Origin of the sequence: Tenacibaculum sp. SZ-18 (genome assembly GCF_002813915.1) — a bacterium.
Classification (GTDB): domain Bacteria; phylum Bacteroidota; class Bacteroidia; order Flavobacteriales; family Flavobacteriaceae; genus Polaribacter.
This window is the reverse complement of record NZ_CP019335.1, coordinates 2,131,253-2,144,190: the sequence shown is the minus strand read 5'-3', so window position 1 is coordinate 2,144,190 and position 12,938 is coordinate 2,131,253. Positions and strand designations below refer to the sequence as shown.

The 12,938-nt window shown below is 30.9% G+C and carries 12 protein-coding genes; 6 read left to right on the top strand and 6 right to left on the bottom strand.

Features of this window, described 5'->3' with window-relative positions:
• Positions 1–30 precede the first annotated feature (30 nt).
• From BTO06_RS09385 to rocD, 3 genes are all read left to right on the top strand, one after another.
• On the top strand, positions 31–594 hold the full coding sequence (locus BTO06_RS09385; RefSeq protein ID WP_100925054.1) for an RNA polymerase sigma factor: 564 nt from the start codon (positions 31–33) through the stop codon (positions 592–594).
• On the top strand, positions 581–964 hold the full coding sequence (locus tag BTO06_RS09380) for a DUF6768 family protein (protein WP_100925053.1): 384 nt from the start codon (positions 581–583) through the stop codon (positions 962–964). The genes BTO06_RS09385 and BTO06_RS09380 overlap by 14 nt, the downstream gene beginning before the upstream one ends.
• A gap of 141 nt (positions 965–1,105) precedes the next feature.
• Positions 1,106–2,347, top strand: coding sequence for an ornithine--oxo-acid transaminase (rocD, locus tag BTO06_RS09375; protein ID WP_100925052.1), 1,242 nt, complete (start codon positions 1,106–1,108; stop codon positions 2,345–2,347).
• A 42-nt stretch (positions 2,348–2,389) separates the two neighbouring features.
• On the opposite strand, the gene BTO06_RS09370 is transcribed toward rocD, so the two are convergent.
• The 5 genes from BTO06_RS09370 to BTO06_RS09350 form a co-directional block, all read right to left on the bottom strand.
• Positions 2,390–5,362, bottom strand: a complete 2,973-nt coding sequence (locus BTO06_RS09370; protein WP_100925051.1) for a DEAD/DEAH box helicase — start codon at positions 5,360–5,362, stop codon at positions 2,390–2,392.
• A gap of 149 nt (positions 5,363–5,511) precedes the next feature.
• Positions 5,512–5,847 (bottom strand): CCC motif membrane protein, encoded by a 336-nt coding sequence (locus tag BTO06_RS09365; protein ID WP_100925050.1) that lies wholly within the window; start codon positions 5,845–5,847, stop codon positions 5,512–5,514.
• An 11-nt stretch (positions 5,848–5,858) separates the two neighbouring features.
• The gene (locus tag BTO06_RS09360; protein WP_232731437.1) at positions 5,859–6,119 is read right to left on the bottom strand and encodes a DUF2752 domain-containing protein; all 261 of its coding nucleotides are present in this window, start codon (positions 6,117–6,119) and stop codon (positions 5,859–5,861) included.
• Between the two features lie 61 nt (positions 6,120–6,180).
• On the bottom strand, positions 6,181–6,564 hold the full coding sequence (locus BTO06_RS09355) for a VOC family protein (protein ID WP_100925049.1): 384 nt from the start codon (positions 6,562–6,564) through the stop codon (positions 6,181–6,183).
• 8 nt (positions 6,565–6,572) lie between these two features.
• A complete protein-coding gene (locus BTO06_RS09350) occupies positions 6,573–6,896 on the bottom strand; it encodes a YbaB/EbfC family nucleoid-associated protein (protein WP_100925048.1) in 324 nt (107 codons plus the stop codon).
• A gap of 66 nt (positions 6,897–6,962) precedes the next feature.
• Between BTO06_RS09350 and BTO06_RS09345 the strand changes: the two genes are divergently transcribed.
• Complete coding sequence (locus BTO06_RS09345; RefSeq protein WP_198517065.1) at positions 6,963–9,125, top strand: S9 family peptidase; 2,163 nt, start codon at positions 6,963–6,965, stop codon at positions 9,123–9,125.
• A gap of 68 nt (positions 9,126–9,193) precedes the next feature.
• A complete protein-coding gene (locus BTO06_RS09340) occupies positions 9,194–10,192 on the top strand; it encodes a PLP-dependent cysteine synthase family protein (RefSeq protein WP_100925047.1) in 999 nt (332 codons plus the stop codon).
• 164 nt (positions 10,193–10,356) lie between these two features.
• On the opposite strand, the gene BTO06_RS09335 is transcribed toward BTO06_RS09340, so the two are convergent.
• On the bottom strand, positions 10,357–11,589 hold the full coding sequence (locus BTO06_RS09335) for an exo-beta-N-acetylmuramidase NamZ family protein (protein WP_100925046.1): 1,233 nt from the start codon (positions 11,587–11,589) through the stop codon (positions 10,357–10,359).
• A gap of 6 nt (positions 11,590–11,595) precedes the next feature.
• Between BTO06_RS09335 and BTO06_RS09330 the strand changes: the two genes are divergently transcribed.
• A complete protein-coding gene (locus BTO06_RS09330) occupies positions 11,596–12,828 on the top strand; it encodes an ABC transporter permease (RefSeq protein WP_100925045.1) in 1,233 nt (410 codons plus the stop codon).
• Positions 12,829–12,938 lie beyond the last annotated feature (110 nt).

Genomic DNA, 12,938 nt, shown 5'->3' with positions numbered 1-12,938 from the left:
TTTCATCGTCCATACTATGAATTCTAATTAATGAAAAACAAGGATAAAGAAATAGATACAAAATTGATTTTAGACTATCAGTCTGGTAAGTCTTCTGCATTTATAGTATTAGTAAAACGTTGGCATGTAGGGTTTTGTAAACTTGCATGTTTTTATGTAAAGGATAGGGATGTAGCTAAAGACATTGCCCAAGAAAGTTGGACGATTATTTACAATAAACTTGAAGATTTGAAAGATCCAATGAAGTTTAAAAGTTGGGCAATTAGTATTGTAACCAGAAGAGCAATTGATTTTTTGAGAGCGCAAGAACGAGAGCAAAAAAGAAAAATTGAGTACCAAGCACTTGTGTCGAATAATCAAGATGAAACAGAAGGTGATAGAGAAGAAATAAAACGAATTCTTCTTCAAGAAATACAAAAGTTAAGTAGCGATCATCAGCAAGTATTACAGTTGTTTTATGTTGAAAGTTACTCGTTAAAAGAAATAGGAAATACATTAGGAATATCTGTCGGTACTACAAAGTCAAGATTATTTCATGCCAGAGAACAGTTGAAAAAAGTAATATTAAAATATAGAAAAAATGGAAGAATTTAAAGATTTAGATGAGTTAATAAAAGAAACATTAACTAAAGAAGAAGCAAGATTTTACGATGAACTTGATGAGCAAAACATGTGGCAAATGATGTTTGGTATATTTAAAGGGAAAAATAGTTGGGTTACTATGTTAATAGCAATTGTTCAGCTACTTTGGTTTGGAGTATTCGTATACTGTGCAATTCAGTTTTTTAACGCGACAGAGACCAATGATTTAATTCGTTGGGGAGTATTTGGTTCTTTAAGCATAATGGCTTCTTCAATGCTGAAATTTTATACTTGGATGCAAATGGATAAAATGGCATTATTAAGAGAGATAAAACGTTTAGAATTGCAAGTTTCTTCTTTGTCGGGAAAATTATCTGAGTAACATTTTACGGCGGAATTAATATTTAATAAATTGCACCTCTCTAGGGATGATTTCTCTCCCACGCTGCTTTTTCGGAGCTCTTCGAAAGAATAAAGGTACAGTAGGAATGGTTATTTTATGAATTTTTAAAAAATTAAGGAAATGGCTGTTTTAGGAAAATTAACGTCACAGCAAGCAATCGATTTAGAAAACAAGTATGGTGCCCATAACTACCATCCGTTACCAGTTGTATTAAGTAAAGGTGAAGGAGTTTATGTTTGGGATGTAGAAGGAAAGAAATATTACGATTTCCTATCGGCATACTCTGCGATAAATCAAGGACATTGTCACCCAAAGATTATTAAAGCTCTGGTGGATCAATCTGAAGTATTAACTCTTACTTCGAGAGCATTTCATAATGATGTTTTAGGTCAGTATGAAAAATACATTACAACTTTATTTGGTTACGATAAAGTTTTACCAATGAATACAGGAGTTGAAGGAGGAGAAACAGCTTTAAAACTATGTAGAAAATGGGCATATAAAGTAAAAGGAATTGAAGAGAATAAAGCAAAGATATTATTCGCAGAAAATAATTTCTGGGGAAGAACTTTAGCTGCTGTATCATCTTCTACAGATCCAAGTGCTTACAATGATTATGGGCCTTATTTACCTGGATTCGAAATTGTAAAGTACAATGATTTAGAAGCTTTAGAAAAAGCTTTAGAGGATCCAAATGTTGCTGGATTTATGGTAGAGCCAATTCAGGGAGAAGCTGGAGTAATGGTGCCAGATGAAGGGTATTTGAAAAAAGCTTATGAGTTATGTAAGACAAAGAATGTATTGTTTATTGCAGACGAAGTTCAAACAGGTATTTCAAGAACTGGTAAATTATTCTGTTGTCAACATGAAGATGTTAAACCAGATATTTTAATTTTAGGTAAGGCTTTATCTGGGGGAGTTTTCCCAGTTTCAGCTGCTTTAGCAGATGATGAAATTATGATGACCATAAAGCCTGGAGAACATGGATCTACATTTGGAGGAAACCCATTAGCTTGTAAAGTTGCAATGGCAGCATTAGAAGTTGCTGTTGACGAAAAGTTAGCGGAAAACGCTGAGCGATTAGGACAAATTTTCAGAGATGAGATGAGTAAGCTAGTTGATGAAACAGAACTAGTAAACTTAGTTCGTGGTAAAGGATTATTAAATGCAATTGTAATTAATGATACAGAAGATAGTGATACAGCATGGAACATTTGTATGAAGTTACGTGATAACGGTTTATTAGCAAAACCAACTCATGGTAATATCATCAGATTTGCTCCACCGCTAGTAATGAATGAAGATGAGTTAAGGGATTGTATTTCTATCATTAAGAAAACAATTATGGAGTTCGATAAATAAAAGATTCAACTGAAAAAAAACCTCACAATTTGTGAGGTTTTTTTATGCCATTTCGTAAATATTTAAATGTTTTCTCAAAACACCTGATGGTGTGTTTTGTGTTTCATCAAAAATTCTTGTGTCTCCAAATAAAATAAAACTGTCTTTAGCTCTAGAAACGGATACATTTAACATGTTGGGCTTGTTATCTTTTTCGAAGAACATCGTTCCTTCGTCTTCATTAGTGTAAACTGAACTGAATAAAATGATACTTCTCTCGGCACCTTGTAACGCGTGTACAGTTCCTAGTTTTATATCATTTACTTTAAATCCAGCTTCTATTAAGGCTTTAGAAATTTCTCCTTTTTGACTTGCAAATGGAGTAATAATTCCTAATATAGATTCAATTTTTTCAATACCATAGGCATTTTGAATTGTCTCTTTATTTTGTTGTAACCAAGTAATGATTGCTTTTACTTCCTTAATATTCTGGCGACTATTATATTTTCGTTCGCTCACACCTTCAATATGATAGGCCATCATAGAAGGAAATGCTTGATCTTCTCTTGCTATTCCTTTCATAGGTTTTAAAATACCATTGTATGCAAGTTCATTACAAAAATTTATGATTTCATCATTACACCTTCGATGTTCCAATAATATTAATCCTTGTTCTTTTTTATCTTCAATTGGAGTTTCGTATTCACAAGAATTTTGAGCTATTTTCATAATACATCCGTTAGACGCTAAAAGCCCAGCTTCTTTTAAATATTCCATGTCTTTCTCGTGTTCAATAATATTTAAGCTAAATAAATTCCCCTTATCAATTCGAGAAGGGATAGACCAAATAGGTTCTATTTGTTTTAAATCTCCAACGACAAATGCTTTTTTAGCTAAGGCAAATACAGGAATACTAACTTCAGGTGTTACTTGTCCCGCTTCATCAATGATTAATAAATCGAGAAAGTTGTATAAAGGGAAGTATTGAAAAAGTGGTTTCCCATTTTCATTTTCCCCTTGAAATTGACTATACAAAAAATGACTTGGAGCTGTATAGAATGTTGCTACAAAACAAGGAGTTAACATTGCTCTACGTTTCCATTTTAAAGTAATAGCCTGTTCACCAGTTCCTCTTTCTGTATCTTCTTCTAAAACTTTTCTTGTTGCAAGTAACCATCTTCCTTCCCAGTAATGAGTTGCTAATAAAAATGCTTTGTGTCGAATAGATACATCGATTTCATCATAATAGAATCTCGGTGTGTTGTTCTTTGAATGTAATTTCTCAAATTCAGATTTCCAAAGATACTCTTCTTTTACAATTGGAAAACTTCTAATGTTTGTTTTTCTTCGCCAGTCTTTGAGTTTTAAATTTGCTTGAAGAGCGATGTTTAAATGTTTCAGAAGTGCTTTAATTAACTGATTTGTCTTTGTTTTATCACCTAGTATTGAATCTTTTATTTTGAACGTATATTGAGAGTTTTTGTCTAATTCCTCGTTTGATGTTGTGAAGTGTTTATTAATTAATTCAAGGAAGTCAGGTTTTTTATGAGTCGCTTTTAAAGATGTTAAAATTGTTCTCCATTCATTTAATTTGGTGATGTTAAAATTATCTTTATCAATATAATCCTGCTTTTTAAAAAGTGAATTATTAATGAAATTAATAGATTTTATATAATTTTTTGGATAGTCAACACTATCAATAAGAAGCTCTTCAAGGGTTACAATTTCATCTTGAATGTGTTCAATAGCTTCTTCAAGATCTTGAGTTTGTTTATTGAAGTAATTATTGAATTTTGTCAGAAAATAATATTCGGCATGATTTAAATATTCTTCGTTTTCAAGATTACATAAAGTACCTTCATGTTTAAATAAGTTTCCTTTCAAGAAATTGATGTCGCCCAAATACTTTTCGTTTTTTCCATTGGAAGGTAAGTAAGTTGCGTATCCTTTAAAATCTGAGATCCATCTCTCTGAAAGTTCAGGCAAACTACTTTTTGAGTTGATAAAGCTATCGATAATATTCGTAACTGCTTGATTATTGTTTGAACAGGCTAGAACAATCGGTGCTTCGTCACCAATAATTGCACTTCGAACAACTTCTGTGGCTACTAAACTTTGTAATAATGTTGTTTTTCCAGTTCCAGGAGGTCCATTTACTGCCGTCACAGAACTTTCTTCGGCGGATAAATGTGAGAGAAGAGTTTTACGTTGACTTATCGATAATGGGAAATAATCAGACATTTGACCTAAATGTAAGTGATTGTAATTTAGGAAATCGTAGTCTGTAATGGCATTTCTTTTATTTATTTTGGAAGGATTAATTATTTTTGATAGTAAAGGTAAATCTTCTTCGTTTTCTAGTAAATTTTCATATAAGAAAAGAATACTTTTTGCTGTAGAAATTTTAGAACTAACTGCAAAATATGTGAGTTCGTGATGTGTCGTATATCTTTCTGTTTTATAGTTGTATAAATTTTTAAAAGTTATAGTATAAAAAACCTCATTAATATAACTCCAATATTCGTTCCAAGGAATTTTCTCATCTTCATATTCTGGTTCTGGAACTTCTATTTCTTTTGCGTCAATTACGGTATCGGTAGAAGTGAAAATAAAGTCATTTTTTACATCAGCCATTGGCGTCATATAATTACGAACAATCAAAGGGAATAAATCTTTTGGAGTTGATAATTGACCTAATCTATTTACAATTGCGTAAATCCAAAACGGGTGAATTATTCTTTGTTTGAATTTTGTGTTGTCAGTTTGATATTCTAAATGGAAAGGAGCAATTAAAATTTTGGTTTCCTCAATATTATGCCAATTAGTATTTTCTTTTTGTGAAATTCCACGAATACGATTAATTCTTCTTTCTTCAGCATCGATAATAGTAACAGCCTGTTTCGGATTGATAAAAGCATTGCTTAAATCAGAATTATTTTGATATTGTAGATTCTTGATTTTTGCAATATCAACAGCTAAATTTTCACTATCAGTTAAGCTGTTTTTGTAGTATTGTAACCAGTTTTTATTCCCCATTATTATTTCCCCAAAATTTTATACAAGATGGCGAAAATAGGATTTTTAAGAACTAGTGAATTCTTTTTTTATTCTTTTTTATTAACGAAAAAAGCAGACGAATAGGTCTGCTTTAAATACTATTTAAAATATATTTATTTTCTTAATTTTTATTGTAATTCATTCAATTTTTCTTGTAGTAGTTCTGGGTTTTGTAACGTTTCCCATCCAATAAATGAGATTGCCCAAATTATGTAAAATAAAAATAAGATATTTAAGACAAGTCCGATAATAGCTAATATTCTTCCTGTATTTAAGTTAGAAAAATTAGTATAAACACTCGGATTTGCGTCATATAAACGTTTATCTTGTTTATATAATACCAAAGCAATAATACCTATAATTAATCCTAGGATTCCATAACAACAACAAGTAATAATTGATAAAATACCTAATACTAAAACAATAGTTGCGTTTGGAAGTTTTCTTTGTTCGAATTCAAACATGTTATGTGTTTTTAATTTATTAATTTATTCATTTTTAAAACATAGGCAATTATTAAAATTACTACATTTAGAATTCCCAAAATCAATAAGACTTTAGAAGTGATTTTTTTCTTCAATATAAAATGAGCAAGAATAGCCAATGAAAAAAGTAGGGTGGTATATATTGCGGGAAACATATAAAACGCTTCTTTGAATTCACCTTTGCTGACCATTACCACAGACCTTTGTAAACCGCATCCAGGACAATCAATACCAAATAATTTTTTGTTCATACATGGGAGCATGTAATCTTTTGTGTTATTTTGTGCAGGTTGGTGCATTGTACAGAGGTTATTAATCGTTTTTAATTTTCCACGGTGGATTGATTCTATTTTTACCACCAAAAAATAGAATCAATTGATTGCCATCTAAATCTTTAAGTTTAGCTTCTCTCCACAGCCAAGGTTCATCTTTTGGTTCTTGATCAAATTGAATCCCGTGCTCTTTTAGTTGTTGAACTTTTTTATCTAATTTTTCGCATTCGAAATAAATATAAACTCCGTTTCCTTTGGGTAATTCCTCTACTAAATGAATTGAGAAAGTAGATTCTCCATTAGGACATTTGAATCGCGCATAATGAGGCAGGGCTTTTACAATTAGTTGTAAACCTAATTTCTGATAAAACGGAATTGATTTGGTTAAATCTAGAGAAGGAACAGTAATTTGATTTAGATTCATGTCGTTGTTTATTTAAACATGTCCATTCCAGGTATATTTGGCATACCACTTTTGGCAGCAACAGCCATTTCTTGGTCATTTATTTCACCAGCTCTTTTTAAAGCTTTGTTTAAAGTTAATATTAGATAGTCTTCCAATTCCTCTGAATCATTTAATAAACTATTATCAACCGAAATGGCTTTGATTTCTCTATTAGCAGTTACAGTAATTTTAATATTTCCATCAGCACTCGCTTCATCAATTAAAACACTATTTAATCGTTGTTTTGTTTCTTCTACTTTTTGTTGAGCTTGTTTCAGCTTATCCATCATTCCAGATAAATCTCCAAACATAATTTATAAATTTTTTAATCTTATTACGTTACAAAATTACTACATTACAAATCTAAAATAAATCAAATGAAAAAAATTCTTTTATACGGTATTGGTATAAGTGTTATTTTTGCTTCCTGCAAAAAAGAGAAGATGATAAATAAAACCACTCCGCCAGTAGCTGAGAAACAACCAAAAAAACTAGAAAAGCACGGAGATGTCCGCGTTGACAACTATTTCTGGATGCGTTTAACTGATGAACAAAAGAACGCAGAAACTAAGGACGAACAAACTCAAAAAGTGTACGATTATCTTAATGCTGAAAATAAGTATTTTGATGATGAAATGGGATATACCAAAGATTTTCAAGAAGGCTTGTTTGAAGAAATGAAAGGTAGAATTAAGGAAGATGACGAGTCTGTTCCATATAAAAGAAATGGGTACTATTATATCACTCGATATGAGAAAGGTCAACAATATCCTATTTATTCGAGAAAAAAGGAAACTTTAGAAGCGGATGAAGAAATTATGTTCGATGTGAACAAAGAAGCGGAAGGACATGAATATTTTCAGTTAGGAGGTTTAAATGTTTCTCCTGATAACAAATTATTGGCTTTTTCTACGGATACCGTAAGTCGTCGTCAGTATTTTATTCAGGTTAAAAATTTGGAAACTGGTAAAATTTATAAAGATAGAATTAACAATACTACAGGGGGCAGTGTTTGGGCAAATGATAACCAAACATTATTCTACACTAAAAAAGACCCTGTAACATTACGTAGTTCTCAAATTTTTAGACACGTTTTAGGAACTGATGAGTCAGAGGATGTATTAGTTTTTGAAGAAAAAGATGAAACTTTTGGGGTTTTTGTTACGAAAACAAAATCAAAGAAGTATTTAGTAATGGGGTCTTACAGTACGGTTTCTAGCGAATATCAAGTTTTAGAAGCAGATAATCCAACAGGAGATTTTAGAGTCATTCAACCACGCGAGCGTGATTTAGAATATGACATCGCACATTACGACGATCACTTCTACATAAAAACAAATAAAGATGGAGCGACTAATTTTAAGTTGATGAAAACTCCAGAAACTAAAACCACCAAGGAGAATTGGGTTGATGTGCTTCCTCATAGAGAAGATGTGTTTTTTGAGGATTTTTCGATTTTCAAAGACTATTTAGTTTTGGAAGAAAGAAATAACGGTTTATTTAAAATTAGAATTAAACGTTGGGATGGTACAGAAGATTATTACTTACCATTTGACGAAGAAACATATTCTGCAGGAGTATATTCTAATCCTGATTTCGATACAGATGTAATTCGTTATTCATATAATTCAATGACAACTCCTAGTTCTGTGATTGATTTCAATATGAAAGATCAGTCTAAAGAAATTAAAAAGGAGCAAGAAGTTTTAGGAGGGAAATTCAAAAAAGAAAATTACGTAAGTAAAAGAATTTGGGTTACTGCCAGAGATGGCGAAAAAGTTGCATTATCAATTGTTCATAGGAAAGATACCAAAATTGATAAAAATACCCCAGTTTTACAATACGCCTATGGTTCTTACGGATATACAATTCCTGATGGGTTTTCAACTACTCGTTTAAGTTTATTAGATCGTGGTTTTATTTTCGCTTTAGCTCACATTAGGGGAAGTCAATATTTAGGAAGAGAATGGTATGAAGACGGTAAAATGTTAAATAAAAAAAATACATTTACCGATTTTGTAGACTGTTCTAAATATTTAATAGATAATGGTTATACTTCTCCAGAGCATTTATATGCAATGGGAGGATCTGCTGGTGGATTATTAATGGGAGCTGTTGTAAATATGAATCCAGAATTATACAATGGAGTGATTGCTGCTGTTCCTTTTGTCGATGTGATTTCGACAATGTTAGATGATAGTATTCCTTTAACAACAGGTGAATACGATGAATGGGGAAATCCAAATGATAAAGAATATTATGATTATATCAAATCATATTCTCCGTATGATCAAGTTGAAGCAAAAGAATATCCAAATATGTTAGTGACTACCGGATTACACGATAGTCAAGTTCAATATTGGGAACCTGCAAAATGGGTAGCTAAATTAAGAGAGTTAAAAACAGATAATAACCAACTTTTTTTACATACAAATATGGAAGCTGGACATGGCGGAGCTTCTGGAAGATTCAATTCTTTAAAAGAAACTGCAAGAGAATATAGCTTCTTTTTAGCTTTAGAGGATAAGTTAGAAAAATAATTATATTTTTGCATCGATTTAAAACCTGATGGTAATCACTATCAGGTTTTTTTATGAAGAATTTTTTGATGGACAGAAACAAAGTTATAGTAAATTCGGTACTTGATTTAATAGGACAAACTCCCGTTGTTAAATTTCAACGAATTACTAAAGATTTACCAGGAACTTTTTATGCAAAAGTAGAGGCTTTTAATCCTGGTCAATCTGCAAAAGATAGAATTGCTTTACATATTGTTGAAAGTGCTGAAAAAAAAGGGATTTTACAACCAGGCATCAGTACAATTGTAGAGACTACTTCAGGTAATACAGGGTTTAGTTTAGCTATGATTAGCTTAATAAAAGGTTACAAATGTATCCTTGCCGTTAGTGATAAATCTTCTAAAGATAAAATTGAAGTTTTAAAAACAATGGGAGCGGATGTACATGTTTGTCCTGCGAATGTTCCTGCAGATGATCCAAGATCTTATTACGAAACCGCTAAAAGACTTCATAAAGAAACACCAAAATCAATTTATATAAATCAGTATTTTAATGAATTAAATATTGAGGCACATTATACAACTACAGGTCCTGAAATTTGGGAGCAAACACAAGGAAGAATTACCCACTTTATCGCTGCTAGTGGAACTGGAGGAACAATTTCTGGTACAGGAAGGTTTTTAAAAGAACAAAATCCCAATATTAAAATTTTAGGGGTAGATGCAGTTGGATCGGTTATTAAAAAGTATCATGAAACAAAACAATTTGATCCGAAGGAAATTTATCCATACAAAATTGAAGGATTAGGAAAAAACTTGATTCCTACAGCTACAGATTTTGATATTGTTGATGTTTATGAAAAAATAACGGATAAAGATGCAGCTTTCGCTTGTCGCGATTTAGTAAAACAAGAAGGAATGTTTTGCGGTTACACTTCAGGAGCAGTAATTCAGGCTACAAGGCAGTACGCGGCAAAAGGAATGTTCGATAAAAATAGTGTTGTTGTGATGGTTTTGCCAGATCACGGAATTCGTTATATGGATAAAGTTTATTCTGATGATTGGATGAATCAACAAGGTTTTATTTAATGTTACTTGAATGCATTTCCGATAATTTGATAAACCTCATTACTTATGAAATAAAATAATTTTCACATCTTAGATTCGATGTGGTATTAGATTATATTTATAGTGAAACTAAGTCATCGTTATCTCCTCAAGTTAAAAAGTAATTTCTTTTCTAGAATATATTTCTACTTATAAATCAGATATTTCTCTCTAACCTTCTTGAATTTATCTAAATCCTTTTTCCAAGATTTTTTTATTTCTGGTATCGAAAGTCCTTTCTCGATTTGATTTTGCAATAATGTCGTTCCTGCCAGCTTTGTGAAAAATTGGTTAAAGAACTCTTCTTTCTTATTTGTTTGTTTATAGGCTTTTATGAGCCATTGTAGGTCTAATTTTGATAGATATTTTGATGCACTCAGATTTTCACCGTAACATACCTTTCCTTTGTGTTTTGGGTATTTAGCTCCTTCGTTAGGTTTTGGAGTAAATGTATAATTCATTTCTTTTAAATATGGCGAACCGTAAATTTGAAATTGAGCATTGGTTCCTCTTCCAGCCGAAATATTTGTTCCTTCAAAAAAACATAAACTAGGGTAGAGATTTATAGAAACATCATTTGGTAAGTTTGGAGAAGGTTTAATAGGTAAACTATATTTTTTATAGTGCGTATAATTTTCAATAGGAATTACAGTCAAGTCGCATTTAACACCTTTTTTCATCCATTTTTCACCATTAATCATTTGTCCGTATTCACCAATTGTCATTCCATATACTACAGGAACAGGATGCATTCCGACAAAACTTTGATGTTCCATTTCTAATACTGGACCATCAATATAATGTCCATTTGGGTTTGGTCTGTCTAAAACAATAATGGGAATGTTATTTTCAGCACAAGCTTCCATTACATAATGCAATGTGGAAATGTATGTGTAAAAACGAACACCTACATCTTGTATGTCAAAAACAACAACATCAATGTTTGCTAGCTGTTCTTTTGAAGGTTTTTTGTTTTTTCCGTACAGTGAAATAATTGGCAATCCTGTTTTACTATCAATACCATTTTTAATATGTTCACCAGCATCCGCTTTTCCTCTAAAACCATGCTCAGGAGCAAATACTTTTGCAACTTCAATTTCTTTAGAATTGTGAATGTAATCAACTAAATGAAACGAAGTGATATTAGCCTTGTATTTAGATTTCTTTTCAATAATAGAAGTTTGATTAGCAATAATAGCAATTCGTTTGCCCTTTAAAAGCGGAATATATTTCAAAGTACTGTTTGCCCCAGGTATTATTTTTTCTTCAGCTATAATTTTATCATCTTCATTTTTATTTGTTTGTTTGCAAGAGACATCAGAAAAAATACTGAGAATAAACAAGAATAAATATGTACTTTTGATGGTATTATAAATCATGAATTTTTGAATTACGAGTTATTTATTGCTAAGCGAATTGTTGCAGGTAAAGAGCATAAAAATAGTATATCATCACCAATAATAAAAATTGCCATTGTTGCTATAATTTTAGGGATTGCAATTATGCTAATTTCAGTTTCTGTGAGTGCTGGTTTTCAACAAAAGATTAGAGCAAAAATTGCGGGTTTTAAAGGTCATATTCAAATTACAAACTATGACAATAATAATTCAGATGTTTCTACCGTACCAGTAAATCTTGACCAAGATTTTTATCCAACTTTTAAAAATATTTCAGGAATAAGAAAAGTTCAACCTTATATAAATAAGGGTGGAATACTAAGAACTCCAACAGATTTTCATGGAATTGTTTTTAAAGGAGTTGATGCAGATTATGATTTTTCATTTTTTCAAGAATTTTTGGTTGAAGGTAGATTACCAAATTATGATCAAAAGAGGAATAGAGAAGTGCTAATCTCTAAATCAATAGTAAATAGTTTACAACTCAAGTTAAATGATACGTTGCAAGCTTGGTTTGAAAGTGCTACTAGTACAGGATTTAAAATGCGTAAACCAGTAGTGGTAGGCATTTATGATACAGGTTTTGAAGAATTTGATAACGCAATTATTGTTGGTGATTTGAAAGAAGTTCAAAGAATCAATAAATGGAAAGAAAATGAAGTAGGTGGTTTTGAGGTAATGATTGATAATTTTGATGAATTAAATGAAAAGGGAGATCAAGTATATAGTTCGATAGGTACAACTTTGAATGCAACTACAATTACTGATAATTATCCTGCAATTTTTGAATGGGTGAATTTATTTGATAATAATGTTTGGTTTATTATAGCAATTATGGTGATTATCGCTGGAATAAATATGATTACAGCATTGCTCGTTTTAATTCTTGAGAGAGTTCAAATGATAGGAATACTAAAAACACTAGGAAGTTCCAATTGGGAAATCCAAAAAGTATTTTTGTATAATGCTTCCTATTTAATTGTACGTGGTTTAATATTGGGTAATATAATCGGAATTGGATTACTACTTATTCAGAAGTTTTTTAAAATTATTCAACTAAATCCTGAAACTTATTATGTGTCTACTGTTCCTATAAATATTAATTTATTTCATATTTTAATTCTTAATGTTGGAACACTTGTTTTATGTTTGGTGATGTTGATTGTTCCCTCTATGATCGTTTCTAAAATACACCCTTCTAAATCAATTAAGTTTGAATAAAAAAGGGATCTGAAAAGTCGTTACATAAAATATATTCAAGATTATTTAACTTTTTAAATAATATTATTAAAATAACTTAAATTTAAAAGATACCTTCATCTTATTAAAAA

Bases quoted from the DNA above. Each gene is read 5' to 3' on its own strand.
- BTO06_RS09340 (WP_100925047.1), top strand. From the start codon at position 9,194: ATGGACAGAAACAAAGTTATAGTAAATTCGGTACTTGATTTAATAGGA.
- rocD (WP_100925052.1), top strand. From the start codon at position 1,106: ATGGCTGTTTTAGGAAAATTAACGTCACAGCAAGCAATCGATTTAGAA.
- BTO06_RS09355 (WP_100925049.1), bottom strand. From the start codon at position 6,564: ATGAATCTAAATCAAATTACTGTTCCTTCTCTAGATTTAACCAAATCA.
- BTO06_RS09360 (WP_232731437.1), bottom strand. From the start codon at position 6,119: ATGAACAAAAAATTATTTGGTATTGATTGTCCTGGATGCGGTTTACAA.
- BTO06_RS09370 (WP_100925051.1), bottom strand. From the start codon at position 5,362: ATGGGGAATAAAAACTGGTTACAATACTACAAAAACAGCTTAACTGAT.
- BTO06_RS09335 (WP_100925046.1), bottom strand. From the start codon at position 11,589: ATGATTTATAATACCATCAAAAGTACATATTTATTCTTGTTTATTCTC.
- BTO06_RS09380 (WP_100925053.1), top strand. From the start codon at position 581: ATGGAAGAATTTAAAGATTTAGATGAGTTAATAAAAGAAACATTAACT.
- BTO06_RS09365 (WP_100925050.1), bottom strand. From the start codon at position 5,847: ATGTTTGAATTCGAACAAAGAAAACTTCCAAACGCAACTATTGTTTTA.
- BTO06_RS09350 (WP_100925048.1), bottom strand. From the start codon at position 6,896: ATGTTTGGAGATTTATCTGGAATGATGGATAAGCTGAAACAAGCTCAA.
- BTO06_RS09345 (WP_198517065.1), top strand. From the start codon at position 6,963: ATGAAAAAAATTCTTTTATACGGTATTGGTATAAGTGTTATTTTTGCT.
- BTO06_RS09385 (WP_100925054.1), top strand. From the start codon at position 31: ATGAAAAACAAGGATAAAGAAATAGATACAAAATTGATTTTAGACTAT.